Origin of the sequence: Plantibacter sp. VKM Ac-2876, assembly GCF_015350715.1 — a bacterium.
Classification (GTDB): domain Bacteria; phylum Actinomycetota; class Actinomycetes; order Actinomycetales; family Microbacteriaceae; genus Plantibacter; species Plantibacter auratus.
Window position 1 is genome coordinate 56,432 of the sequence record NZ_JADKSI010000002.1, and the last position, 24,835, is coordinate 81,266.

At 70.3% G+C, this 24,835-nt stretch carries 27 protein-coding genes; 17 read left to right on the top strand and 10 right to left on the bottom strand.

The window, feature by feature from the left end; all coding sequences use genetic code 11:
• Positions 1–67 precede the first annotated feature (67 nt).
• Positions 68–1,252 (top strand): GAF domain-containing sensor histidine kinase, encoded by a 1,185-nt coding sequence (locus ITJ62_RS06655; protein WP_194600427.1) that lies wholly within the window; start codon positions 68–70, stop codon positions 1,250–1,252.
• On the opposite strand, the gene ITJ62_RS06660 is transcribed toward ITJ62_RS06655, so the two are convergent.
• Positions 1,241–1,786 carry a CGNR zinc finger domain-containing protein gene (locus tag ITJ62_RS06660; RefSeq protein ID WP_194600429.1) on the bottom strand — a complete coding sequence of 182 codons (546 nt, stop codon included), beginning with the start codon at positions 1,784–1,786 and terminating at the stop codon, positions 1,241–1,243. The genes ITJ62_RS06655 and ITJ62_RS06660 overlap by 12 nt on opposite strands.
• A gap of 25 nt (positions 1,787–1,811) precedes the next feature.
• Between ITJ62_RS06660 and ITJ62_RS06665 the strand changes: the two genes are divergently transcribed.
• Both ITJ62_RS06665 and ITJ62_RS06670 read left to right on the top strand, forming a co-directional pair.
• On the top strand, positions 1,812–2,030 hold the full coding sequence (locus ITJ62_RS06665) for a hypothetical protein (RefSeq protein ID WP_228498099.1): 219 nt from the start codon (positions 1,812–1,814) through the stop codon (positions 2,028–2,030).
• 88 nt (positions 2,031–2,118) lie between these two features.
• Positions 2,119–2,583 carry a carboxymuconolactone decarboxylase family protein gene (locus ITJ62_RS06670; protein WP_079706065.1) on the top strand — a complete coding sequence of 155 codons (465 nt, stop codon included), beginning with the start codon at positions 2,119–2,121 and terminating at the stop codon, positions 2,581–2,583.
• A gap of 6 nt (positions 2,584–2,589) precedes the next feature.
• Here the strand turns inward: ITJ62_RS06670 and ITJ62_RS06675 are convergent, their stop codons facing one another.
• Positions 2,590–2,775, bottom strand: a complete 186-nt coding sequence (locus ITJ62_RS06675; RefSeq protein ID WP_086475374.1) for a hypothetical protein — start codon at positions 2,773–2,775, stop codon at positions 2,590–2,592.
• Between the two features lie 124 nt (positions 2,776–2,899).
• Here ITJ62_RS06675 and ITJ62_RS06680 point away from each other — a divergent pair, with 124 nt between their 5' ends.
• Genes ITJ62_RS06680 through ITJ62_RS06690 form a run of 3 tightly spaced genes read left to right on the top strand, consistent with a single transcriptional unit; the run spans position 2,900 to position 5,549 of the window.
• Entirely contained in the window at positions 2,900–3,577 is a 678-nt protein-coding gene (locus ITJ62_RS06680; RefSeq protein ID WP_079706060.1) for a response regulator transcription factor, read from the top strand.
• Positions 3,570–4,928 (top strand): HAMP domain-containing sensor histidine kinase, encoded by a 1,359-nt coding sequence (locus tag ITJ62_RS06685; protein WP_194600431.1) that lies wholly within the window; start codon positions 3,570–3,572, stop codon positions 4,926–4,928. Before ITJ62_RS06680 ends, ITJ62_RS06685 begins: the two co-directional genes overlap by 8 nt.
• A 57-nt stretch (positions 4,929–4,985) precedes the next feature.
• Positions 4,986–5,549, top strand: coding sequence for a hypothetical protein (locus tag ITJ62_RS06690; protein WP_194600433.1), 564 nt, complete (start codon positions 4,986–4,988; stop codon positions 5,547–5,549).
• An 83-nt stretch (positions 5,550–5,632) separates the two neighbouring features.
• Here ITJ62_RS06690 and ITJ62_RS06695 read toward each other — a convergent pair whose 3' ends face one another.
• Positions 5,633–7,471 (bottom strand): DEAD/DEAH box helicase, encoded by a 1,839-nt coding sequence (locus ITJ62_RS06695; RefSeq protein ID WP_194600435.1) that lies wholly within the window; start codon positions 7,469–7,471, stop codon positions 5,633–5,635.
• Between the two features lie 92 nt (positions 7,472–7,563).
• Positions 7,564–8,397, bottom strand: coding sequence for a DUF1206 domain-containing protein (locus tag ITJ62_RS06700; RefSeq protein ID WP_194600436.1), 834 nt, complete (start codon positions 8,395–8,397; stop codon positions 7,564–7,566).
• A 116-nt stretch (positions 8,398–8,513) separates the two neighbouring features.
• Here ITJ62_RS06700 and ITJ62_RS06705 point away from each other — a divergent pair, with 116 nt between their 5' ends.
• The 3 genes from ITJ62_RS06705 to ligD all read left to right on the top strand — a co-directional run bounded on the left by ITJ62_RS06705 (position 8,514) and on the right by ligD (position 12,197).
• Positions 8,514–9,446: an alpha/beta fold hydrolase gene (locus ITJ62_RS06705; RefSeq protein WP_194600438.1), complete on the top strand. Its 933-nt coding sequence runs from the start codon at positions 8,514–8,516 to the stop codon at positions 9,444–9,446.
• Between the two features lie 173 nt (positions 9,447–9,619).
• A complete protein-coding gene (locus ITJ62_RS06710; RefSeq protein WP_228498100.1) occupies positions 9,620–11,101 on the top strand; it encodes an MFS transporter in 1,482 nt (493 codons plus the stop codon).
• A 70-nt stretch (positions 11,102–11,171) separates the two neighbouring features.
• On the top strand, positions 11,172–12,197 hold the full coding sequence (gene ligD, locus ITJ62_RS06715) for a non-homologous end-joining DNA ligase (RefSeq protein ID WP_194600440.1): 1,026 nt from the start codon (positions 11,172–11,174) through the stop codon (positions 12,195–12,197).
• Between the two features lie 64 nt (positions 12,198–12,261).
• On the opposite strand, the gene ITJ62_RS06720 is transcribed toward ligD, so the two are convergent.
• On the bottom strand, positions 12,262–12,582 hold the full coding sequence (locus ITJ62_RS06720; protein WP_064295440.1) for a hypothetical protein: 321 nt from the start codon (positions 12,580–12,582) through the stop codon (positions 12,262–12,264).
• A gap of 259 nt (positions 12,583–12,841) precedes the next feature.
• On the opposite strand from ITJ62_RS06720, the gene ITJ62_RS06725 reads away from it, so the two are divergent.
• Together ITJ62_RS06725 and ITJ62_RS06730 are read left to right on the top strand one after the other, a co-directional pair.
• On the top strand, positions 12,842–13,885 hold the full coding sequence (locus ITJ62_RS06725; protein ID WP_194600442.1) for an NAD(P)-dependent alcohol dehydrogenase: 1,044 nt from the start codon (positions 12,842–12,844) through the stop codon (positions 13,883–13,885).
• A gap of 21 nt (positions 13,886–13,906) precedes the next feature.
• Positions 13,907–15,130, top strand: a complete 1,224-nt coding sequence (locus tag ITJ62_RS06730) for an MFS transporter (protein WP_194600444.1) — start codon at positions 13,907–13,909, stop codon at positions 15,128–15,130.
• On the opposite strand, the gene ITJ62_RS06735 is transcribed toward ITJ62_RS06730, so the two are convergent.
• On the bottom strand, positions 15,127–15,894 hold the full coding sequence (locus ITJ62_RS06735; RefSeq protein ID WP_194600446.1) for a PIG-L family deacetylase: 768 nt from the start codon (positions 15,892–15,894) through the stop codon (positions 15,127–15,129). The genes ITJ62_RS06730 and ITJ62_RS06735 overlap by 4 nt on opposite strands.
• The gene (locus tag ITJ62_RS06740; RefSeq protein ID WP_194600447.1) at positions 15,891–17,123 is read right to left on the bottom strand and encodes a glycosyltransferase; all 1,233 of its coding nucleotides are present in this window, start codon (positions 17,121–17,123) and stop codon (positions 15,891–15,893) included. Before ITJ62_RS06740 ends, ITJ62_RS06735 begins: the two co-directional genes overlap by 4 nt.
• Positions 17,124–17,261: 138 nt before the next feature.
• Here ITJ62_RS06740 and ITJ62_RS06745 point away from each other — a divergent pair, with 138 nt between their 5' ends.
• The 4 genes from ITJ62_RS06745 to ITJ62_RS06760 all read left to right on the top strand — a co-directional run bounded on the left by ITJ62_RS06745 (position 17,262) and on the right by ITJ62_RS06760 (position 20,801).
• Positions 17,262–17,684 carry a VOC family protein gene (locus tag ITJ62_RS06745; RefSeq protein ID WP_213014311.1) on the top strand — a complete coding sequence of 141 codons (423 nt, stop codon included), beginning with the start codon at positions 17,262–17,264 and terminating at the stop codon, positions 17,682–17,684.
• 273 nt (positions 17,685–17,957) lie between these two features.
• Positions 17,958–19,229 (top strand): HNH endonuclease signature motif containing protein, encoded by a 1,272-nt coding sequence (locus ITJ62_RS06750; protein WP_194600449.1) that lies wholly within the window; start codon positions 17,958–17,960, stop codon positions 19,227–19,229.
• Positions 19,230–19,494: 265 nt separating this feature from the next.
• Positions 19,495–20,220 carry a TetR/AcrR family transcriptional regulator gene (locus tag ITJ62_RS06755; protein ID WP_194600451.1) on the top strand — a complete coding sequence of 242 codons (726 nt, stop codon included), beginning with the start codon at positions 19,495–19,497 and terminating at the stop codon, positions 20,218–20,220.
• Positions 20,221–20,285: 65 nt separating this feature from the next.
• On the top strand, positions 20,286–20,801 hold the full coding sequence (locus tag ITJ62_RS06760; RefSeq protein WP_194600453.1) for a CarD family transcriptional regulator: 516 nt from the start codon (positions 20,286–20,288) through the stop codon (positions 20,799–20,801).
• Positions 20,802–20,867: 66 nt separating this feature from the next.
• On the opposite strand, the gene ITJ62_RS06765 is transcribed toward ITJ62_RS06760, so the two are convergent.
• Positions 20,868–21,266 (bottom strand): hypothetical protein, encoded by a 399-nt coding sequence (locus ITJ62_RS06765; RefSeq protein WP_194600455.1) that lies wholly within the window; start codon positions 21,264–21,266, stop codon positions 20,868–20,870.
• Positions 21,267–21,333: 67 nt separating this feature from the next.
• Between ITJ62_RS06765 and ITJ62_RS06770 the strand changes: the two genes are divergently transcribed.
• Entirely contained in the window at positions 21,334–22,173 is an 840-nt protein-coding gene (locus ITJ62_RS06770; protein WP_194600457.1) for a siderophore-interacting protein, read from the top strand.
• A 39-nt stretch (positions 22,174–22,212) separates the two neighbouring features.
• On the opposite strand, the gene ITJ62_RS06775 is transcribed toward ITJ62_RS06770, so the two are convergent.
• Positions 22,213–23,211, bottom strand: coding sequence for an NAD(+)/NADH kinase (locus tag ITJ62_RS06775; RefSeq protein ID WP_370581856.1), 999 nt, complete (start codon positions 23,209–23,211; stop codon positions 22,213–22,215).
• A 160-nt stretch (positions 23,212–23,371) separates the two neighbouring features.
• Between ITJ62_RS06775 and ITJ62_RS06780 the strand changes: the two genes are divergently transcribed.
• Complete coding sequence (locus ITJ62_RS06780) at positions 23,372–24,145, top strand: alpha/beta hydrolase (RefSeq protein WP_194600459.1); 774 nt, start codon at positions 23,372–23,374, stop codon at positions 24,143–24,145.
• A gap of 42 nt (positions 24,146–24,187) precedes the next feature.
• On the opposite strand, the gene ITJ62_RS06785 is transcribed toward ITJ62_RS06780, so the two are convergent.
• Complete coding sequence (locus ITJ62_RS06785) at positions 24,188–24,649, bottom strand: DUF3817 domain-containing protein (protein ID WP_194600461.1); 462 nt, start codon at positions 24,647–24,649, stop codon at positions 24,188–24,190.
• Positions 24,650–24,835: the final 186 nt, after the last annotated feature.

Sequence of the window (24,835 nt, forward strand, 5' to 3'; positions counted from 1 at the left end):
GGGCAGTGCACGTGCCCTGGATGGGTAGCATGGACACGTTCCGGATTCCGACGACGAAAGGGCGCGCGTGATCACCGCAGAGGACATCACGAGGCGCTCCGCGATCGCCGAGTACCAGGTCGTCGGTCGTCCGCCCGAGACGGACCTCGAGAGTCTCGTCCACCTCGCCGCGGCCATGTGCGACGTGCCGACCGCCGTGATCAACATCATCGACGACCGGTTCCAGCACCAGATCGCCGCGGTCGGGTTGGAACCGGCGAGCTGCTCGCGCGAGGACTCGATGTGCGCGGTCGTGTTCCAACAGCGGGTGCGGACGATCGTCTCGGACGCTCGGCAGGACCCACGCTTCGCGGCGAACCCCTTCGTCACCGGTGAGCTCGCCAACGTCCGCTTCTACGCGTCGAGCCCGCTCATCACCCCCGACGGCGTCCCGATCGGCACCCTGTGCATCTTCGACGACCGTGTCCGAGAGCTGTCCCCGGAACAGGGCAAAGCCCTGGACCTCCTCGCGAGGCAGGTCGTCGACGTCCTCGAGCTGCTCCGCCTGACGCACGAGCTCGGCCAGTCCAACGAACAGCTCGCCCAGTTCGCCGGGCAGGTGAGCCACGACCTGCGCAACCCGCTCATGGCGGTCTCCGGGTTCCTCGAGCTCGCGACCGACAGCCCGGAGATGGTGAACGCGCCACACGCGGCGAAGGCGCTCGCGCGAGCCGAGTCCGCCGCCGACCGGATGGCGGCGATGATCACCGACCTGCTCGACTTCGCACGGATCGGTGGCGCCCGTCCGCGACGCGTCCCGATCGACCTCGAGCCGCTCGTGTCCTCCGTGGTCGAGGACCTCGACGCGACCATCACCTCGACCGGCGCGACCGTCGAGGTCGACACGCGCCTCCAGGTGCACGGCGACGAGACGCTGCTGCGAGCCCTGCTGCAGAACCTGATCGCGAACGCCGTGAAGTTCAGTGCGGCCGCCGGAGTCGTCCCGCACGTGCTCGTCCAGGCCGAGCGGGTCTCCGCCGGCGTGCTGGTCGCGGTCGAGGACAACGGTCCCGGCGTCGCTCCGGAGCAGCGTGAGCGCGTCTTCGACCTCATGGAACGCGCGGCGGGGAGCGAGGTCGCCGGCCTGGGCATCGGCCTCTCGACCTGCCGACGCATCGTCGAGGCGCACGGTGGCCGGATCGAGATCGACGAGTCGGGGCTCGGGGGAGCGAGCGTCTGGTTCCTGTTGCCCGACGCCCGGTCAGCGGGCTGAGCCGCCCGCGCGTGCGCGGTGCCTGCGGACTCCCGACCGGTTGGCGCACCGCACCGAGCAGTAGCGCTGACGGCCGTTGCGGGTGACGTCGACGACGACCCGCCGGCACGTGTCGCCGGGTTCGGTCCCCGCGGCACACCGACCGAGACGCTGCATCCCCCTCGTCGTCAGGTGGAGGGCGGTCCCGACGCTGATCACCGCGGCCAGGACTTCGGGGAGCGCCTGATGCTCGTCGCGGTAGTGCAGGTGCCACCCCTCGCCGTCGTGGTCCGTCAGCCGCGGGAACGCGGCGGCGGAAGCCATCTGGCGGTTGAGCGCGGACGCCCTGGCGTGATCGTCTGCCGCATCGACGACGGTCAGCCACTCGTCGACGACCTGGCGGACGCGGGCGTGGTCACGGGCCACCTCCGCGAAGGGCATCGTCATCCCGTGTTCGCGGGTGCGGGCGACGATGCCGTCCCCGTCGTCGGGCCAGTCGTTCGCCAGCGACGCGGCCAGGAGGACGGCGTACGAACCGTAAGGGTTGAGATGCATAACGCCATTACATCATGGTGGAGTCATGACCATCCTCGACGCACCCCCGCAGTCCTCCGAACCCTCGCCGAACGCCCTCGACGCCTGCCGGCACACCTGGGCGACGGAGTCGGCGCACACCACCTCGGAGGGGTCGCTGCGCTATCTCCGGTGTACCGCCTGCGGCAGTCGTCGGATGGAACTGCGACCCCACGACGACGCACCAGCGGTCCCGGTCACGCGTCAGGACATCCCGCCGCGGTGACACAGCACGGTGACGTCCTCGAGCCACGCGCGTTAGCGTGGACGAGTGGTGTGCGGGATCGCGCCCGCCCAGTGACGAGAGGAACCCCATGAGCGCCGACGTCTGGCTCGACAAGGAATCACCCGAGGTCTATCAGGCGCTCGTCGAGACCGGTCGTGCCGCGGGTCGCGCGGCACTCGACGCCGGCATCGACAAGCGGCTCATCGAGCTGATCCGCATCCGGGCCTCGCAGATCAACGGTTGCGCGTACTGCCTGCGTCTCCACGTCGCTGACGCGATCGCGCTCGGCGAGACCACGGAACGCCTCGCCATCCTGTCCGCCTGGCGCGACAGCGAGTACTTCAGCCCGGTGGAGCAGGCCGCACTCGCGATCACCGAGGACGTCACCCTCATCGCGGACGTGCAGCACCGCCGGCGCCTGCCGGACGACGACCTGTCGACGCTCACGAACGGTCAGATCGCCGCGGTCCGGTGGCTGGCGATCGTCATCAACGCCTTCAACCGCGTCTCGATCACGAGCCACTACCCGGTGCACCCGGAGCAGGCGGACTGACGGCGGTCAGTCCTTCCGGCGCCTCGCGCCACGGAACCACGCTGCGACGCGGGTGCCCAGTCCGTCGGAGTACTCGTTCGACAGGTCGAGCGTCTCCTTGCCGAGATCGCCGCCGTTCCTGATCGACTCGAGCGCACGCAGCGCCCGGGCCTCCTGCTCGGCTGCTCGCTTCCTGCGGTCCTCATCACCCATGCGCCCAGCCTAGACGCGGGTCCACGCCGGACCGTCCCGCTTCAGCGCTGCTTCAGCTTGTCCGCGCCAGACTGGGACGCGCCGCTCGACCGTCGATCGGCACGGAGCCTGGAGGTCGCACCGGATGCGGATACTCGTCGTGGACGATGAGGTGCGACTCGCCGACGGTGTTCGGAGGGGGCTCGAAGCGGAGGGCTTCGCGGTGGACGTCGCTGCGAACGGGGTCGACGGCCTCTGGATGGCCGGTGAGCATCGCTACGACGCCATCATCCTCGACATCATGATGCCGGGCCTCAGCGGCTACCGCGTCTGTCAGCAGCTCCGCGACGCGGGCGACTGGACCCCGATCCTCATGCTCACGGCGAAGGACGGCGACTGGGACCAGGTCGAAGCCCTCGACACCGGTGCCGACGACTTCCTGAGCAAACCCTTCTCCTTCGCGGTGCTCGTCGCGCGGATCCGCTCACTCGTCCGACGTGGATCGCGGGAGCGGCCGGCGGTGCTCGAGGTCGGCGAGCTGCGGCTCGACCCGGCGTCGAAGCAGGTCCACCGGGGCGACGTCCCGATCGACCTCACCTCGCGCGAGTTCGCGGTCCTCGAGTTCCTCATGCGACGCGGGGGCGAGGTGGTGTCGAAGCGCGAGGTCCTGCAGAACGTCTGGGACGACGACTTCGAGGGCGACCCCAACATCGTCGAGGTCTACGTCGGGCATCTCCGCAACAAGGTGGACCGCCCCTTCGAGCGCGCCTCGATCGAGACGGTGCGCGGGTTCGGGTACCGGTTGGCGGGCGGGCGTGGCTGACGTCGGGCCGCACGGAACGGTCGCGCCCCGACGGCGGCTGTGGCGTTCGGTCCGAGCCCGCGCGGCACTGGGATCGGTGCTCGCGGTCGGACTGTTCCTCGGGGTCGGCTCCGTGGCGTTCGTCGGCCTGTTCTCCGCGGCCCTCCGTTCCGGGGTCGAACAGAGCGCGTCGGCCGAGGCGGAGAGCGCCTCGGCGCAGCTGGTCGCGGCGGACGCGACGACGCTGCCCGAGGACGACGGTCGACTCCTGGTCCTCGTCGAGGACGGGCGCGTCGTGGACCGGACGGATGACGAGATCGAGCTCCCGACGCCGATCCCGGACGGTGACGTGTTCGTCTCGGTCGTCGACGACGAGCCGGTGGTGTTCGCCGGCGACGACGTCGACGTCGACGGCCGTGACCTGGTCGTCCTCGCGGGCCGTTCCCTCGAGGAGACCGACGACGCCGTCGGACTCGTGTCGATGCTCCTGCTCGTCGCTGTCCCCGTGCTCGTCGCCCTCGTCGGCGGGCTGACCTGGCTGCTCGTCGGGCGTGCGCTGGCGCCGGTGGAGCGGATCCGCCGCGAGGTCTCGGAACTGGGGGCCGGTGAACTGCATCGACGGATCGAGGTCCCCGCCACTGGCGACGAGATCGGTCGCCTGGCCGGGACGATGAACGGGATGCTCGAGCGGCTCGAGGACGCCCAGACGGCGCAGCGGCGGTTCGTGTCGGACGCCTCCCACGAGCTCCGCTCACCGCTTGCGGTGATCAGACAGTACGCCGAGGTTGCGGCGCTCCACCCGGACCGGATCGACCCGGCCGAGCTGTCCTCGACGGTCCTCGAGGAGGGCGCCAGGATGCAGGGGCTCGTCGAGTCGCTCCTGCTGCTCGCGAAGCTCGACGAAGGGGCGACGGGCACCGCACGGCGCACGGTCGACGTCGACGACCTCCTGCTGGCGGAGGCTGCTCGTCTCCGATCCGCCGGTGAACTGCGCGTCGAGTCGGCCGCCGTCGCGGCGGCGAGGGTCGACGGCGACGACGTCCTGCTCGCCCGGGTGGTGCGGAACCTCGTCGACAATGCCGTGCGGCATGCGCGCTCGGTGGTCCGACTGGGATCCGTTACCGACGGTCGGTTCGTCAGGATCTCCGTGGAGGACGACGGCCCCGGTGTGCCGGTCGAGTCCCGCGCACACGTGTTCGAACGGTTCGTCCGCCTCGACGAGAGCCGTTCGCGCGACGCCGGCGGATCGGGCCTGGGCCTGGCGATCGTGGCCGACGTCGTGCGGCTGCACGGCGGCTCGATCGAACTCGTCGACAGCGCGCTCGGCGGGGCGGCGTTCATCGTCACGCTCCCGGCGTCGTCCGCTTCCTGAACGCGGCTTCAGCTCGCTTCAGGTCCGCTTCAGCGCTCCTCGGACAGTCTGGGGCACATGAACGAGAACACCGCCTCCCAGCCCACCGATCCCACGCAGCCCAACGCAGCCACCGAGCGCATCGAGCCCATCGACCGTGTCGAGACGACCGATCACACCGCCATCCCCGCGACCCCGGCGACCACCGGGAAGCCGGCCTTCTGGCGCCGGAAGCCCGTGTGGATCACCGCGATCGTCGTGGGGGCCCTCGCCCTCGGTGGAGCTGGCGCCGCCTACGCCGTGGACGAGTTCGGGGACGCCGACGACGACCGCGTCACGGCGGCGTCGAACACCGACCGCGACGGCGGCACCGCCATCGACGACGGTGACACCACGGCGGCCACCGATGACCGCGACGCCCGTGACGCCGACGACGTGCCGCTGACCGACACGGAGTTCGACGCGGCCTCGAAGGCGGCGCTCGCCGAGGCGAAGGGCGGTACCGTGACCGACGTCGACCGCAGCGACGACCCGGGTGAGGCGTTCGAGGTCGACGTCCTCCTCGAGAACGGCGACGAGCTCGAGATCGCGCTCGACGCGGACTACGCCGTCGTCACGAGCGTGCTCGACCCGCGCGACTGACGGACGCACCCCGCCGGGTGCGGAACGACGAGGGCCGGACGGAATCCCAGGATTCCGTCCGGCCCTCGTCGTGTGTGTGCGAGCTAGGAACGCGGCTTGCGGTCGTACGAGCCGCCGCCCGTGCCGCCCTCGTCGTCGCGTCGGCGGGCCGGGCCGCCGCGGTCGGGACGGAGCTCGATGAGCTTGCCGCTGATGCGGGTGTTCTCGAGACGGTCGAAGACGTCGTTGCCGAGGCTCGCCGGCAGTTCGACGATCGAGAAGTCCGGCTTGATCTGGATCGCGCCGAAGTCCTCGCGCTTCAGGCCGCCCTCGTTCGCGAGCGCGCCCACGATCTGGCGCGGGTCGACCTTCTGGCGACGACCCACCGCGATGCGGTACGGGGCCATCGGTCCGCTGGACGGACGGCTGCGACGCTCGGGACGGTCGCCCTGTTCTCCACGGTCGCTACGGTCGCCGCGGTCGAAGCGCGAGCCACGGTCACCGGAGTCGCGACGGTCGCGACCGGCGCGGTCGTTGCCACGGTTGGTGCTGTCGAACTCCTCGCGGCGGCGGCGCTCGTCCTCCGCGGAGAGGAGCAGCGGCGTCTCGCCCTGGGAGACGACGGCCAGCGCCGCGGCGACATCGGCCTCGGGGACGTCGTGGTGGGAGACGTAGTGGCCGATGATCTCGCGGAACCGCTCGATGCGGTCGGTCTGGCCGAGCGCTTCGGTGATCGCGTCGTCGAAGCGGGTGAGGCGGGTGGCGTTGACGTCGTCGACGCTCGGCAGCTGCATCTGCGTGAGCGGCTGACGGGTGGCCCGCTCGATGGCCTTCAGCAGGTGGCGCTCGCGCGGCGTGACGAAGCTGATCGCGTCGCCCGTGCGTCCTGCGCGGCCGGTGCGGCCGATGCGGTGCACGTAGGACTCGGTGTCGACGGGGATGTCGTAGTTGACGACGTGGCTGATGCGCTCGACGTCGAGACCGCGCGCGGCGACGTCGGTCGCGACGAGGATGTCGAGCTTGCCGGCCTTCAGCTGGTTGACGGTGCGCTCGCGCTGCACCTGGGCGACGTCGCCGTTGATGGCGGCCGCCGAGTAACCGCGCGCCCGGAGCTTCTCCGCGAGCGTCTCGGTCTCGTTCTTCGTGCGCGTGAAGATGATCATCGCGCTGAAGTTCTCGGTCTCGAGGATGCGGGTCAGCGCGTCCACCTTCTGCGGGTACGACACCGTCAGGTAGCGCTGTGTGATGCTGGCCGAGGTCGTGGTCTTCGTCTTGACCGTGATCTCTTCCGGGTTGTTCAGGTACTTCGCGGAGATGCGACGGATGGACGACGGCATCGTCGCGGAGAACAGTGCGACCTGCTTGTCCTTCGGGGTGTCGGCCAGGATCGTCTCGACGTCCTCGGCGAAGCCCATCTTCAGCATCTCGTCGGCCTCGTCGAGCACGAGATACTTGAGCTCCGTGAGGTCGAGGGTGCCCTTCTCCAAGTGGTCCATGATGCGACCCGGCGTGCCGACGACGATGTGGACGCCGCGACGGAGGGCCGACAGCTGGACGCCGTAGCCCTGGCCGCCGTAGACGGGAAGGACGTGGACGCCGCGCAGATGGGTGGCGTACTTCTCGAACGCTTCGCAGACCTGGAGGGCGAGCTCACGGGTCGGTGCGAGGACGAGCGCCTGCGGCGTCTTCTGCGTGATGTCGAGGCGGGACAGGATCGGCAGGGCGAACGCTGCGGTCTTGCCGGTGCCCGTCTGTGCGAGGCCGACGACGTCGCGTCCCTCGAGCAGCAGCGGGATGGTGGCCGCCTGGATGGCGGACGGGGTCTCGTAGCCGACGTCCTTGAGCACCTTGAGCACCGCGTCGTCGAGGCCGAGGTCGGAGAAGGTCTGCGTAGCGCCGGCGGGTTCCGCCTCGGGCTGCGTCGTGGAATCAGAAGACGTCATACTCCTAACGGTAGTCGCAACGCAAGCGTTTGCAGGACATGGTCTGGAGCCGACCTGTCCGCGTCGTCGCCCGAGGCGCCCGCCGCACCGTCCTAGAGGCTGCCCCAGCGCGCCCGGGCACCGCAGAAGAGTCCGTAGGCGATGAGCCCGACGCCGACCACGAGCAGGATCACGACACCGAACGGGAGCGCGGCCAGTGCCGAGATGGCGCCGTCCATGCCGGAGGCCTTCTCGGGGTCCTGGGTGGCGGCCGCGACGAGGAACAGGATGCCGACGGTGATCAGCGCGATCCCCTTGGCGACCCACCCGACGATCCCGAGGACGACGACGGCGCGCTTCGTCGTGCCGGTGGGCGGGTGCACGTCCTCGAGGAACTTCTGCGTGACGCCCTTGAAGACGAAGAAGCCGCCGATGCCGATGACCACGAGGCCGACGACGATGACGACGAACACCCCACCGGGGGAGGACAGGAGGGTCGCCGTGAGGCCCTGGCTGGACTGCGAGGAGTCCTGGCTGCCACCGAGGGCGAAGGTCAGCGCGGTCGATCCGACGGCGAAGTAGGCGATCGCGCGTCCGGCGGTCGAGATCCGCTTGCTCCACCGCCTGCGGGTGTCGGATTCGCGCACGAGGAAGGCGGAGATCGCCGTCCAGAGACCGAGGGCGAACAGGCCGACGGCGACGACCCAGATGATGACGATCCCGCCGGGCGTGCCTGCAAGCGTCTTGAGCGCACCCGACTGGTCCGCGTCGCCGCCGCCGGATCCACCGCTCGCGCCGGACAGGGCGATGGAGATCGCGATCCCGCCGATGAGGACGTGGAGCAACCCGTTGACGGCGTGGCCGGTGCGGGCGAGGGTACGGAGGGCCGTGCTGTTCTGTGCGGTTCCAGCGGCTTGGTCTGCGGCGGCGCGTGCGTTCTCAGGCATCAGACCACGGTAGCGGCCGGGTTCCCGACCGGCAGGGGGGTTGCGCGCCGTGCCGGTGGACCGGCGTCGTCGATCGAGCACCGATCCGAGCGGCACCTCGTTTCCGAATGACACGCATGCCCGTGAACTCCTCGCGTCCTACCCCGGCGGACGACCCCTCCGTGATCACCGCCGATGCGACCGCGCTCGGCCTGGGACGCGTCACGGTGGACACGGACATCGGACCGGTCACCGTCCGGGCGGGTCGCGAAGCGGGCGGACCGGCAACGATCCTGCTGCACGGCGCCGCCGGTTCCTGGACCACCTGGTCGCCGCTCCTCCGAGCCGACGACGAGCGGGGCGCGGTCGTCGACGACGTCATCGCCGTGGACCTCCCGGGGTGGGGTGAATCGGCGCTTCCCACGGCCGAACCGGTGACGGTCGGAGACCTCTCCGCAGCCGTCGCGACGGTCGCCCGCTCGCTCGGCTACCGGTCCTGGCGCGTCGTCGGGCACTCGCTCGGCGGGTTCGTCGCGCTCGACCTCGCGGTCCGCGAGCCCGAGGCGACGATCCGGGTCGACCTCGTCTCGCCGACGGGGATCGGCGTCGTCGAGGCGATCCGCCAGCCGGTCGGTGGCGGCGCCCGGCTCCCGTGGTTCGCGGGCATGCTCCTCGGGATGCGCGTGCTGCAGGCACTCGGCGAACGCGGGCCCGGGCTCGTCCGCATGCTGAACCGGATCGGCCTGCTCGCACCGCTCATGTCGCCCCTGTTCGGACGACGCCGGGACCTCGACCGATCGGTCGTCGACGCGCTCGCAGCCGACGTCCGGCCGGCATCGTTCCTCCTGGCTGCCCGAGCGGCCGGCGCCTACGACCTGCACGTCTGGCGCGGCGTGCGGTGTCCCGTCCGCTGCATGATGGGCGACCGCGACGTCTTCATCGGGCCCGACGATGCGGCCGTCCTCGTCGCCCTCGTCCCGGACCTCCGACTGCGCACCCTGCCGGCGACCGGGCACTTCGCGGCGGTGGAACACCCGGAGGCCGTCCTGGAGCTCGTCACCTCGGAGTGATCCGCGTGGCCTCACGGGTGCAGCGACGTCGGCATCCGCTATCCTGGTCCTCTGCCCGACTTCGTGGTTGGGGTGGTTGATCGTCCGCACCGTGCTGCACTCGCGCCGTGTGTCGAGCATCGATCTGGGGCTGGAAACCCCCAGCACCCACACCCCTCGCACGGAGGTCCTCCTTGTCTGCATCCGCAGCCACCGCATCGCATCCCACCACAGCACCGTCCGGTTCCCCGGCCCGCCGCTGGTGGGTCCTCGTCGTCCTCGCGATGACGCAGCTCATCGTCGTCCTCGACGGCACGATCGTGAACATCGCCCTTCCGGCGGCCCAGCAGGAGCTCGAGCTGTCCGACACGCAGCGTCAGTGGGTCGTCACGGCCTACGCGCTCGCGTTCGGCGCGCTGCTGCTGCTCGGTGGCCGTATCGCCGACTACTGGGGTCGGAAGCGCACCTACCTGGTCGGCATGGTCGGCTTCGGCGCCGCGTCGGCCTTCGGCGGGTTCGCCCAGAGCGGGACCGAGCTCATCATCGCCCGCGGATTGCAGGGCGTGTTCGCCGCGCTCATGGCACCTGCCGCACTCGCGCTCCTCACCGTCACCTTCTCCCACGGACGCGACCGCAACACGGCCTTCGCCGTCTTCGGGACCGTCGCCGGTGCGGGAGCGGCCGTCGGCCTGATCCTCGGCGGCGTGCTCACCGAGTTCGTCGACTGGCGCTGGTGCCTCCTCGTCAACGTGCCGTTCGTGATCGTCGGACTCATCGCCGGCCTCATCCTCGTGACCGAGAGCAAGGCCGAGGGGGACAACCGCTACGACTGGCTCGGCGCGATCACGGTCATCCTGGGCCTCGGCTCCCTCGTCTACGGCTTCACGCTCGCCGAGGGCGGCTGGGGGAGCGCCGACACCATCGGCTTCCTCGCGCTCGGTGCGGGACTCCTCTCCCTTTTCGTCTTCATCGAGATGCGCGTTGCACAGCCCCTGCTTCCGCTGCGCATCGTGGCGGACCGGGTCCGCGGCGGTGCCTTCCTCATGCAGATGATCGTCGGCAGCGTCATGATCGGGGCCCTGCTCTACCTGACGTTCCACCTGCAGATCGTGCTCGGCTTCCCGCCGCTCGAGGCGGGCATCGCGACCCTCCCGATGACCGTCGCGATCATGATCGTCGCCCCGATCGCCACGAAGCTCCTGCCGGCCATCGGCCCGCGCCCGCTGCTCATCGTCGGTCCGCTCATCGCGGCGGCCGCCCTCGTGTACCTCAGCCGCATCACGGCTGACGGCGACTACTTCGTCCAGGTGCTGCCGGCGCTCCTCGTGCTCGGGATCGGCATGGCGATGATCTTCGTCCCGATGCAGAACCTCGCCCTGACGGGTGTCGCCCCGCACGACGCCGGTGCGGCCTCCGCCACGGCGAACGCCTCCATGCAGATCGGTGGGTCGATCGGCCTGTCGGTCTTCACCACGGTCTACGCGAGTGTCACCGACCAGGCGACGGTCACCGATCAGGCGTCACAGCTCGTGGCGTTCACCCAGGGTTACTCGGCGGCGTTCATCGCGGCTGCGGTCGGCCTCGTGATCGCGAGCGTCATCGCCATCGTCTGCATCCGCGGTCGCAAGGAGGACCTCCTGCCCTCGGGCGACCAGCAGGCCGTCCACCTGGGCTGAGCGGGACGGCCTTGCCTCGTCGAGCGCAAGCCTCCTGACAGCAGGGTGCCGTCGGCGTACGGTGTCCGACATGGCCAGCACCGCGATCGTCCTCACCGTCCCCGGACCGCACGGCGACCGCGAGGTGCGTCTCTCCAGTCCCGACCGCGTGCTCTGGGAGGAGTCCGGTGTCACGAAGCGGGAGCTCGCGGAATACCTCATCGAGGTCGCGCCGGCCTTCCTCGCCGCCAACGGCGACCGCCCGGTGTCCCTCCAGCGGTTCCCGGGCGGTGTGGACGGTGAGTGGTTCTTCTCGAAGAACCCGCCGAAAGGAGCACCCGAGTACGTCCGGGCGGTCGAGGTCGTGTATCCGAGTGGCCGGCGGCATCCGCAACTCGTCCTCGACGAGGCGGCTGCGGTCGTCTGGGCTGCGCAGATGAACACGGTCGTGTTCCACCCGTGGCCGTCACGGGCATCGGACACCGACCACCCCGACGAACTGCGGATCGACCTCGACCCGCAGCCGGGAACCGACTTCGCCGACGCCGTGCGCGTTGCGGGCTCACTGCGGGAGCTGCTGACGGAGGTCGGACTGACGGCGTTCGTGAAGACCTCCGGCAACCGAGGTGTTCACGTCTTCGCGCCCATCGTGCCGGAGCACGAGTTCCTCGACGTCCGGCACGCCGTGATCGCGGCGGCTCGGGAACTGGAGCGACGGGATCCCGACCGTGTCACGACCTCGTGGTGGAAGGAGGAGCGCGGTGAACGCATCTTCGTCGACTACAACCAGGCGAACCGCGACCGGACGATGGCCGGAGCCTACAGCCCGCGTGCGCTGGCCTCGGCGACCGTCTCATGTCCGGTGACCTGGGACGAACTCCCCGAGATCGACCCGGGCGCCTTCACGGTGCGGACCGTCCCGGAGCGACTCCGGACGACAGGAGACCCGTGGGCCGGCATGCACGACACCGCCGGGCGCATCGACGTCCTCCTGCAGTGGTGGGAGCGGGACCTCGAGCAAGGACTGGGGGAGCTCCCGTTCCCTCCCGACTTCCCGAAGATGCCGGGCGAGCCGCCGCGGGTGCAGCCGAGTCGCGCCAAACACTCCGAGGACTGACCCCGCGCGGACACACGAACGCCCGGTGATCGTGGATCACCGGGCGTTCTGCGGACTCAGGGCGCTATTCGGCCTTGCCGAGGGCGAAGCGGACGCCGCCCTGCTCGTCGATCTGCGCGTCGAGGACCGCGTCGCTCAGGGCGACGGCTGCGGACTCCTCGAGGAAGACGGTCGCTCCGGCGCTCTCGATGACCTGGTCAGCCTCGTGCGGCGTCGCCGTCATGGTGACTTCGAAGTTGTTGTCGTCGGAGCTGCTGCTGATGCGCAGTCCGGCGCCGTGCGTGAGCGACGACGCGTCGTCCGGGACGACCAGTCCCGGGGTGAGTGGTGCGTTCTCGGCGAGGGTCTTGACGACTCGGCCGGCGTTCTCGGTCAGGGTGAGCATGTGTGTTCTCCGTTCCGTTCGCGAATACGAGTTCCCCACCATGCTCCGGTTCGCGGCAGGATGCCACCCCGAGGCCGATCCTCTGCGGGAACTGCCAAGCAACTCTGCAGGGATTCACACCTCGGCGCCGCTCGTAGCACAGCTCGGGTGATCATCCCTTGGGGTCCGACCGGGGGAGTGGGCTGCTAGCGTCGAACGTGCTGTCCGGCGCGTGCATCCCGCCCCACGGCACCCCCAACACCCCAGCCCGAGGAGTCCTATGACCACCGTCGCCGCCATCATCAAGCCCACCGCCGACGCGCCTTTCGAGGTCGGCACCATCGAGCGCCGTGCGCCGCGCGCCAACGATGTCGTCATCGACGTCCACTACGCCGGCATCTGCCACAGCGACATCCACCAGGCCCGTGAGGAATGGGGCAAGGCCATCTTCCCGATGGTCCCCGGCCACGAGATCGCCGGCGTCGTCACCGAGGTCGGCGACGCGGTCACCAAGCACCAGGTCGGCGACCGCGTCGGCATCGGCTGCTTCGTCGACTCCTGCCGCGAGTGCGAGAACTGCCTCGCCGGCGAGGAGCAGTTCTGCCTGAAGGGCAACGTCGCCACCTACAACGGCCGTGAGTACGACGGCGAGCCCACCTACGGCGGCTACAGCAAGCAGATCGTCGCCGACGAGAACTACGTGCTGAGCATCCCTGAGGGCATCGAGCTCGACGTCGCGGCACCCCTGCTGTGCGCCGGCATCACCACCTACTCGCCGTTGAAGCACTGGGGCGCCGGTCCCGGCAAGCAGGTCGCGATCGTCGGGATGGGTGGCCTCGGTCACATGGGCGTCAAGATCGCCCACGCCCTCGGCGCAGAGGTGACCGTGCTCAGCCAGACGACCTCGAAGGAGGAGGACGGCAAGCGCTTCGGGGCCGACCACTACTACGCGACCGGCGAAGAGGGCACCCTGAAGTCGCTCCGCGGACGCTTCGACCTCATCATCAACACGGTCTCCGCCGACCTGGACATCGACGCCTACCTGTCGACCCTCAAGCTCAACGGCTCGATGGTCTTCGTCGGACTGCCAGAGAACACGCAGCAGTTCCGGGTGTTCTCGCTCGTCGGTGGCCGCCGCTCGCTCGCCGGCTCGAACATCGGCGGCATCCGCGAGACGCAGGAGATGCTCGACTTCTGCGCCGAGCACGGCATCGGCTCGCAGATCGAGCTCATCGGTGCCGACGAGGTCGAGGGCGCCTACGACCGCGTGGTCCGCAGCGACGTCCGCTACCGCTTCGTCATCGACACGGCGACGATCGGCTGATCGCACCGATACCCTGAGAGCATGATCCGGCTCCCGTTCCGTCGTCCAGGCGGAGCGGGAGCCGTTCCTCGTGAGCCCCTCGGCCGCGAGGTCCTCGTCCTCGGCGGTGTCGCGTTCTTCGTGATGCTCGGGTTCGGTGTCGTGATCCCGGTCCTGCCCGTGTACGTGCGCAGCTTCGGCGTCGGCTACCTCGAGGTCGGGGCGGTCGTATCCGTCTTCGCGCTCATGCGGCTCATCGCGAACCCGTTCGTGGGTGCGCTCGTCGATCGGATCGGCGAGCGGGTGGTGCTGGCCACCGGCATCGGAATCGTCGCGGTGTCGAGCGCGCTCGTCGGGCTCGCCGCGGACTACCCGCAGCTGCTCCTGCTCCGCGGGGTGGGAGGGATCGGCTCGGCGATGTTCTCCGTCGCCGCGATGACGCTGCTGCTGCGCACCACCCCTCCGCACCGTCGTGGGCGGGCGGTCGGGTTCTACCAGGGCGGGTTCCTCGTCGGCGGCATGGCCGGACCGGCCGTCGGTGGCCTGCTCGCGACCATCTCGCTCACGGCACCCTTCTTCTTCTACGCCGGGACCCTCGCGGTCGCCGGCGTCCTCGGACTCGTGATGCTGCGCGGCAGTCGGATCGCCGCGCCGGTCGAGACCGCCACGCAGGCCGAGCCGTTCCGCACGGTCCTCGCCGATCGCCGGTACCAGGCGGCGCTCCTCGCGAACTTCGCCAACGGGTGGGCGTCGATGGGTGTCCGAGGCGCACTGGTGCCGGTCCTCGTTGTGGAGGCGCTCCACGAGGAGGCCGCCTGGACCGGGATCGCCTTCGCGATCGCCGCTGTCGCGCAGACGATCGCACTCGGTCCCGCCGGTCGCTTCGTCGACACCGTCGGACGGCGACCCGCGATGCTCGTCGCGTTCCCGGTCGCGGCGGCGGCGCTGCTCGCCATGCCGTTCGTCGGCGAGCTCTGGCTGCTGGTCGTCGCCCTGTGCGTCTACGGTGTCGCGGCGGCCTTCCTCGGGACCGCTCCGGCGGCGGCCGTCGGAGACGCCGCGGGTGGCCGGGGTGGTCGGGCCGTCGCGGTCTTCCAGGCGACGTCCGACCTCGGCGCCATCGTCGGCCCGCTGGTCGCCGGCGCACTGCTCGACGCCTTCTCGTTCCCCGCGGCCTTCGGTTCCGCGGTCGTGCTCATGCTGCTCGTCCCCGTGCTCGCGGCCCGCATGCCGCGGGAGCACCGGAACCAGCCGGCGACCGCCTAGCGGGACCGGAGTCGCAGGCCCACCGAGGTGGTGATGTCCTCACGCTGACCGCCGGAGTGGACGAGCTGCTCGCCGTCGACCGTCAGCTGGCTGGCGTGTTCCGCCAGCGCTGCGGCGACGGTCGGGAGGCGGTGCCCGAGTGGGAACCACACGGCGTCGTCGCCCAGCGGTTCCAGATCGGTGCGGTGGTGCACGAGTTCCGCGAACGACACTCCGCTCCTCCGTGCCGCGACGATCGCGGCCTCGTGCATCCGGAGGTGGTCCGGGTGCCCGTACCCGCCGCCGTGGTCGTAGCTGATGACCAGGTCCGGCGAGACATGTTCGATGAGTGCGACGAGGTCGTCGGCGACGTCGTCGAGCGGAGCGAGTGAGAACGCGCCGGGGGAGACGTCGTCAGCGGGGCCGGCGAGTCCCTCGCGCACCCACCGCATGCCCGAGTCCACGTACCGCGTCGACGTCCCCGGCCGGGCCGCCGGACCCGTCCCCAACCAGAACTGCTCGGACACGCCGAGCGTCCGGCAGGCGGCGGCGAGCTCCGATTCACGGTGGGACGCGAGTGCAGCGGTGCCGGCGAGAGACCGGAGCGGGCCGTCGACGACCTCGCCGCGCTCGCCTCGCGTGGCCGTCACGAGGACGACGCGAGCACCGTGGTCCACGAGTTCGGCGATGAGCGCACCCGAGGCGAGGGTCTCGTCATCGGGGTGCGCGTGGGCGAACAGGACCGTGCGCCCGCTGCCGACGAGCGGGAGGAGTCCGCGGTTCACGAGGCGGAGGTCGCCGGGGCGGTGACGACGGCCGGAATGGTGTCGAGCAGGGTCCGGTAGACGTCGACGAGGGCGTCTCCCGAGCGCTGCCAGTCGAACCGCTCCGCCCGACGTCGAGCTGCCGAGCCGAGCTGCGCGAGCCGCTCCGGGGCGCCGAGGATGGACGCGACCGCAGCACCCCAGACCTGCGGGTCGCGGGAGTCGATGACGATGCCCGTCTCACCGTCGACGACGGCCTCCCGCAAGCCGCCCGAGGCGGCCACGACGGTCGGAACACCGCTCGCCGCGGCTTCCAGCGCGACGAGACCGTACGTCTCCGAGTGGGAGGGGACGAGCACGAGCGTGCTTTCGCGGAACAGCGTGGCGAGCCCGACGCGCGACTGCGGCCCGACGAAGCGGACGTCGTCGGCGACGCCGAGGTCGCGGGCGAGCGCGGCCAGTTCCTCGGCGTAGCGGTCGTAGTCGACCGAGACGTCCCCGGCGATGACGAGTTCGGGGCGGAGCTCGGGCGCGACCGCGGCGATGGTCTCGATGGCGAGGTCGAAGCCCTTCAGCGGGTGCAGGCGGCCGGCGACCACCGCGGTCGGACGACCGGACCGGGTGCCGTCGAGCGGATGGAACAGCGTCCCGTCGACACCGGGTGGCACGATCGACACCCGATCGGCGCGGGCTCCGAGCCGGGTGATCGCGGTGTCGGCCTCGGCTGCACTGATCGCGACGACCGCGTCCGACTCCGCGGCGAGCCGTGCCTCGCCGGCCAGGCGCCCAGGGGACTCGGCGCGCTCGCCGTGCGAGAGCGGCGTGGTGGACTCGGCGGCGATGCTGTGGAAGCTCTGCACGTGCGGGATCCCCAGCTCCCGCGCGAGGGGGAGTGCGGCCATGCCGGAGAACCAGTGGTGGGCGTGCAGGACGTCGTATCGCGGCAGTCGGGCGAGTTCGGAGCGGAAGTCCTCGACGAACTCCTCATGCCGACCCTTCGCCACCGGCTCAGCGGGACCGGCGTCGAGGAAGCGCAGGGTCACGCCGGGGGCGAGGGATGCGGCGGACGGCTGGTCGGCCGAAGAACGCCGGGTGATGACGTCGACCTCGTGGCCCGCTGCACCCATCGCGACGGCCTGATGACGGACCACGACGTTCATCCCGCCGGCGTCACCGGAACCCGGCTCGTCACCGGGACTGGTGTGGAGCGAGATCATCGCGATGCGGAGGGGCTGGGGTTGCGAGGGCACCAGACGAGCCTAGTAGCCGTGGGCGTCCCGGCCCCTCGTGACGGAGACGACAGAACATGCTCGCGCATCCGACGCCGGAGCGTGAGAATGATCGCGAGACGAGCGCGACGATGCGCCCGTCAGGCGAAAGGGACGATCATGACGACGCTCAACCCGTACCTCGGCTTCCGCGGGACAGCCCGCGAGGCGATGGAGTTCTATCAGGGGGTCTTCGGTGGCGAACTGACGGTGTCGACGTTCGGCGACTTCGGTGCCGCGGTCGAACCGGATGAGGTCGATCTGGTGATGCACTCCCAGCTGACCGGTGACGCCGGGGTCGTCTTCATGGGGTCGGACACGCCGAAGCACATGGATTACCGCGAGGGCAGCAACTTCTCGATGTCGCTGAGCGGGTCGGACACCGACGAGACCCAACTGCGCGAGTACTTCGAGCGGCTCTCGGATGGCGGCACCGTCCAGCAGCCGCTGAGCGTGGCCCCCTGGGGCGACTCCTTCGGCATGGTGCAGGACCGCTTCGGAATCACCTGGCTGGTGAACATCGCCGCCCCGGCAGCCGCGTAGCCGGGGAACACTTCCGCCTGGACAAACCCGGCGAGGGGGAGCGGTCTGCCCGAAAGGCGCTCGGTCCCTGAGCTTGTCGACGGGTCCACAGCGAACCCAACGATCCCGGCATACCTCCTCCGGTCCCTGAGCCCGTCGAAGGGCACACCAGAGACCCCGCGAAGCCGGTATCTCTCCTCCGGTCCCGGAGCTTGTCGAAGGGCGCCCGAGAAACTTCCACAATCGGCGCGACTCGTCATCTGGAATGTCAGTGGTCCATGGTGGACTGGTTCCATGACCGAGACCACCCGCACCGCGACCCGCGTCGGCGACGAATACGCCGCGCAGTTGGCGGAGTTCTCAGACGAGTGGGCGGAGATCCACCGGCAGCAGGCCACGTTGGACGCACGCAAGGCACGCCTCCTGGCCCGCTCGGCCGCCTATGCCGACGCCTTCGCCGAAGCCACGGTCCCGGCGATCTTCCCGCCGGCTGAACGACGGGCACTCTCCCGACGATCCACCTGCGCGGCCTTTGCGATGGCGACCCGGACACCGGAACGAACGGTGCAGCGAGCGACCAACGACGCCGAACGCCTCGTCAACGAAGCACCCGCCGTGCTCGAATCACTCGAGGCCGGCCGCATCTCCGCCCGGCACGCCCAGGTGATCACCGACCAGCTCTGCGACGTCCCTGCTGCTGGGCGGGCGGTGTTCCTCGAACAGGTTCTCGTCGTCGCCGGGCGCACCACTGTCGCTGGCCTCCGCACGAGCGCCCGCGTCCTGCGCGAGCGCCTCCACCCCGAATCCATGACGACACGCGCCGTCCGATCAGAGGCCGACCGCCGCGTCGAGTTCGAACCGGCCGCCGACGGCATGGCGTGGGTGCACCTCTTCACCACCGCCCCCATTGCGCAGGGCATCCTCGAGCGCGTCGAAGCGGCGGCGGCGGAGTCACGCAAGGCCGGTGACACCCGCACCTGCGCCCAGCTGCAGGCAGACGCCCTCGCAGCCCTCGCCCTCACCGGCGTGACCCCGGCAGACGTCATGACGAGCCCTGTCCTCCCGCACCCGATCGAGGTGCAGGAGCACATCAAGCCGACCGTGCAGATCACGGTGCCGGCGCTGAGCATGGCCGGCGTCTCGGATGCCCCGGCCACCCTCGATGGCTACGGTCCGATCGACCCGGAGACCGCGGCACGCATCGCGGTGAACGCACCCAGCTTCACCCGGATCCTCGTCCAGCCGGAAACCGGAGCAGTCCTTTCCGTCGGGCGGAATCAATACCGGGTTCCGGCCGATCTGCAGCGCGCGGTGCGGCTGCGGGACGGCACCTGTCGGGCGCCGGGCTGCGGCAGGCGCGCCAGGGCCTGCGATCTCGACCATTCGGTCGCGTGGGACGACGGCGGGACGACGGATGTCGGCAACCTTGCTTGCCTGTGTCGACATCATCACCGGATGAAGCACCTCCCCGGGTGGAACCTCGACCACGAGCCCGGCGGGGTCCTCGACTGGACGACACCCGACGGCAAACACCACCGGACCGAACCGGACCCCGCACCGTTCTGACTTGCCTCGACGTACTCAGATCGAAGGGTTCCTCGTGGGCACTTCGACAAGCTCAGTGACCGGAAGAGGTCCACCGGGAACGTTTCGGTCCCTGAGCCTGTCGAAGGGTACTCGGGTCGCGCTGCCTCGGTGAGCGGGAGAGGTGTGCCCGGATGGACCCGGTTGCTGAGCTGCACCGCACAGAGTCCGTCGCATGATGACTGGCTCAGAGCCGACAGGTGCTGTCTCGGACAGCTGTCCGAGAAGTCGTGGTACACTGGTGGGAATGCCTCGCACATCAGGAGTTCCCGCCCTCGGTGTCGAGCAGTCCACCACTGAACGTTCCGCTCCGCCGTCGCGCGTCGAGCGCTTCGCTCCCGTCCTCAGAGTGACGGGCGACCCACGTGCCGAGCGCACCAGGCAGACGATCTTCGACGCCGTCGCCACCATCCTCGCCGGCCGGCCTGAACGCGTGTCCGTCGGCGACATCGTCCGCGTCGCCGGCATCAGCCGAAGCTCGTTCTACGCCCACTTCTCCAGCCTCGACGACCTCACCGCGGCCTACCTGCGGCTGCAGTTCGCGGGCCTCGCCGCATCCGGCGCTTCAGTGCGTCCCGCGGGGGAGTCCCTGGGCAGCGCCGAGCGGGCTCGCGAAGCCTATCGGCGTTTGGTCGCCCAGCTCCTCGAAGACGCACCGCTCTACTCGAGTGTGCTCGAGCTCCCCGTGGCCCGCAGCGCGTTCGACGACCTCGTCGGTGAGCACGCCGACCACCTCATCGGCTCGCTGCTCGAGCGCACCGAGGTCCCGGTCGGCATCCCGGCGGGCCTGGTGTCCGCCTATGTCGCCGGTGGCACGCTCTCCCTCGTCGACGGCTGGCGCCGCGGACGCATCGACGTCTCGGACGACGAACTGGTCGAAGCCCTGGTCGCTCTGCTGCCCGCCTGGCTGCTCGACGAACGACCCGTCGGCGCGTCACCGCCATCACCGACCCCCGAACCATCCGGCCGCTGAACCGCCGGAGCACGACGACGCCGGTGCGCGAGTACCGGTGACGACCTGAGAAGAGAAGAGGAACCATGCAGTTCATCGTTGGAGAGACCCTGGTCTACCCGCACCACGGAGCGGTCACCATCACCGAGTTGTCGAAGGTGACGATCAAGGGTGTCGAGCAGGACGTCATGACGCTTCGCGTGCACACGTCCGAGCTCACCATCAAGCTGCCGATCGCGAACGCCGACCTCGTTGGTGTGCGCGACGTCATCGACCACGACGGCGTCCAGGCCGTCTACGGCGTGCTCCGCGAGCCGTTCGTCGAGGAGCCCGGCAACTGGTCGCGTCGATACAAGGCCAACCAGGAGAAGATGGCCAGTGGCAACGTCCACCGCGTCGGCGAGGTCGTCCGCGACCTGTGGCGTCGCGACCAGGACAGCGGCGTGTCGGCCGGCGAGAAGCGCATGCTCCAGAAGGCGCGCCAGGTGCTCGTCTCCGAACTCGCGCTCGCGCAGTCGATGACCGACGAAGAGGCGTCCGCGGGCCTCGACGAGGTGCTCGCCTCGTCGATCGCGGCCCCCGAAGCCGTCGCAGCCAAGTAGGACCCATGCCGACGAAGAGCGCCCCGCCGGTTCGGCGGGGCGCTCTTCGTCGTCGTGGAGGGTGCCTCAGCCCCCGGTGTTGCCGCTGACGATCGCCAGCACACCGACGACCGCGATGGCGACGATGGGACCGAACGACAGGGCGGCCTTGGTGATCGTCCAGGCGCGGCTCTCGCGTTCCGGTGCAGGCAGTTCGGCGGGCGACACGTAGACCGGGGCCTGCCCGCCGTCGCCGGACGCGCCGCCGCTGAGCTGCAACACCCGCGTGTCCGTCCACGCTCGTCCGTCGAAGTGGACCTGGCGTTCCTCGTCGGTCGGGTGCGGGTACCAGCCCGCGGCGTCGGCCTGCGACGGCTTGTCCCGCTGGAACCGCAGCACCCTCGAGTCGCCCCAGGTCTCGCCGTCGAAGTGGAGTTCCTTCGTCGGGTCGTCGGGGTGCGGGTACCAGCCTGCGGTCGTAGCCATCCCTCAAGTATGACAGCGGGATCGGGGCTGCCGAGACCGTCCGATGGGCGGCAGAATGGAGACAATCATGACGACGACACCGCGACCTCGAGCCCCACGTCCGCAGATCATCCTCGAGGTGGTCCGTAGTTCCTGGGTCACACCGCACCTCGTGCGCCTCACCCTCGGCGGTCCGGGCTTCGCCGACTTCCAGCCCAAGGACGCCACCGACAGCTACGTGAAGATCTCCTTCGCCAAGCCCGAACTCGGCCTCGAGCCGCCCTACGACATCGCGGCACTCCGCGAGACGCTGGCACCCGCCGACCTCCCGGTCACCCGCACCTACACGGTGCGACGCGTGGACCAGGCGGCGGGCACCATCGACATCGACTTCGTGGTGCACGGCGATGAGGGGATCGCCGGCCCATGGGCCGCTGCGGCTCAGCCGGGAGACCGCGTCGTGCTCGCCGGCCCCGGCGGTGCCTACCGGCCCGACCCGACCGCCGACTGGCACCTCTTCGCGGGCGACGAGTCGGCGATCCCCGCGATCGCCGCCGCCCTCGAGGCACTCCCGGCGGACGCGAAGGGGCTCGCGTTCCTCGAGATCGGTGGCCGGGACGACCTCGTCGACCTCGACCACCCGGCCGGGGTGCAGCTCATCTGGGTCGGACGTGCGGCCCGCGACGAATCGACGGCCGCGCTCCTCGCGACCGCCATCACCGGACACCCGTGGCCCGACGGACGCGTGCAGGTCTTCGCCCATGGCGAGCGGGAGTCGATGAAAGCACTGCGCGAGGTGTTCCTCACCCAGCGCGGGCTCGACCGCAGTCAGCTCTCACTCTCCGGGTACTGGGCCTACGGACGCACCGAAGACCGCTTCCAGGCGGAGAAGCGCGAACCGATCGGGGTCGTCCTGCCGGCCTCGTGACGGCCCGCCCCGGCATCGCGCAGCGGGTGGGCGCGGGACTCAGTGCGAGGGGTCGGCCGGCTTGCTGCGCGTCCGGCGGACCCGCGACGGACGCTCGACGCGCGCGCGGATGTCCGGTGGAACGAGGTCGAGCAGCTGATCGCGACGCAACGGGAGGTCGAGCAGGCTGAGCTTCATCCGGCCCTTGCGCGAGTGCCGGCTCGGGTCGAGTCGCACGACGTTGGCTGCGTCTCGCACGAGCCGGACGGTCACGACCGCGCCGCTCGCGACATCGGCGAGGACCTGGCCGTCGATCTCGACGGCGGCCTGCTTGGTCGCCGTCCCGATCGAGAACTGCAGACGCTCCGCCGGCCCGAGGATGAACGAGCGGTCGATGCCCGACATCGGGGCGACCGGCGTCACGACGGTGGCGGCGACGGCGGGGGAGAGCACCGGCCCGCCGGCCGCGTAGTTGTAGGCCGTCGATCCGGTCGGGGTGGCGATCACGATCGCATCGGCTTTGAAGTACCCGTAGGCGGTGCCGTCCACGGCGAGGTCGGCCATGACCACGCCGGTTCCCGGGCGCCGGGCGATGGAGACGTCGTTGAAGGCGAGGAGATGGGCTACCTGCTCGCCGGTGGTGATCGTCACCTCGAGGCCGTGGTGCGGTTCGAGGGAGAACTCGTTGTCGCTGACCCGTTGGAGCGCCTCCGCTAGTGCGGCCGGCTCGACCTCGACGAGGAAGCCGACGTTGCCGTAGTTGACGCCGAGCACCGGTGCGGACCGGCCGGCGAGCAGCCGCATCGCCCCGAGCATCGTGCCGTCGCCGCCCATGGCCACGGCGACGTCGACCGACGACGCGAAGGCGTCCTCGTCGAGCAGTTCGACGTCGTCGCCGAGCCGGTTGGCCTCCGCGCGGAGTCCGACGAGGCGCGCGCCGTGTTCGAGCTGCCATGAGCGGAGGATGCGGACGGAGTCGTCGATGTTCTTCGTCGGGTGCGTGATGAGGCCGATCGTCATCGACGGCCCGGCGGGGTGCTTCGTGCGAGTGGTGGTCACCCGTCGAGCATAGGCCGATCGCCTGACAGCGCGACCGGGACCCGGGCAGCCAGCGGGCAGCGGCGTGCCCTGCGTCCGACGCGCGCCGGGCCGCGTTTGGGATACTGGAAGGAGCCGGTCCGCCGTGATCCTCGCGGGGCGCTGAGCGTGGAGGAACGACATGAGCGATGTGACCGAGCACCCTGGCCCACCACGGCGGGCGGGGCGGCTGAAGCCGATCCTCATCGGGATCCTCGGCGCGGTGCTCGTCGTGGTCCTCGGGTTCGTCGTCTGGACCCAGATCGTCATGCAGGGCACTCGTCCCGCCGCACTCGCGGTGTGGGAGGACCCCGCGGTCTCCGTCACCGACGTCGGCGACGCGGTGGTCCTCGCCCCGACCGCGGACGCCGAGCACCCGGCCTCCGGTACCGGTCTCGTCTTCATCCCCGGGGCGAAGGTCGACCCCTACGCCTACCTGTACAAGTTGTCCGGCGTCGTCGAGGAGGCCGGCGTGACCGTGGTCATCACGAAGCCGACGCTGAACCTGGCGTTCTTCGACCAACGGCCGCTGGAGACGTTCACCGCCGCCGCCCCGGACGTCGACACCTGGTTCGTCGGTGGCCACTCACTCGGTGGGGTGCGCGCCTGCCAGCTCGCGGAGGATCCCGCAGTGACGGGCCTCGTCCTGTTCGGGAGTTACTGCGCGAACGACCTCTCCGACTCGGCCCTCGAGGTGCTGAGCCTCGCGGGGAGCGACGATGGACTGAGTACCCCGGAGAAGGTCGCCGACGCGCGCGTCCGGCTGCCCGCTGACGCGACGATGATCGAGATCGACGGGGCGAACCACGCGAGCTTCGGTGACTACGGAGTGCAGCCCGGTGATGGGTCGGCGACGATCTCCAGCGATGAGGCCCGCTCCGAGATCACGCGGGATCTGGTCGAGCTGCTCGGCTGAGCGGAGGGGGTGGGCCCCAGTGTTCAGCAGGGACCCTGATGATCAGCCCTTCGGGACCGGCGGCCCGACGACGAGCAGGGCCGTGAAGACGGCGACGACCACGAGGCCGCCGACGACCACGAGCAGGATCGGGTGTCGGACGAGCCAGCGCGTCAGGCGGTCGAGGACCCGCTGGTCGCGCGGGTCGGCCCCCGCCTCACGGCGCCACGCCCCGTCGAGTCGGCCGGTGCGGTCCGCCCAGAGGTCGAAGGGGATGGTCGCGTACGGGACGACGGCACTCGCGAGGCCCACGAGGATCGTGCCGATGGGCCAGCGCTGGTTGATCCCGATGAGCAGGACCGTCGCGCCGTAGACGAGGAACACGAAGCCGTGCAGCGCGCCACCGATGCTCACGCCGACGTCGGTCGTCTTCGTGACGTACTTGAGGATCATCCCGATGATGAGGAGGGTCCAGGTGATCGCCTCGGCGATCGCGATCAGGCGGAAGAGGCGGCGCGGCGACACAGGGGCTCCAAGGCTCGGGGTGCAGATCTTCCAGCTTGCCAGGGACGGCTGAGAGGGTGCTCCCAGCGGGCGCCCGGTTCTGCCACCCTGGGTGGATCGGGAATACCCGTCGGAGCGACGGGGTTCACCGATATGTATGCAAACACATACAATCGCCGTGATAGCCCGCGGTGAGCCACACGACGT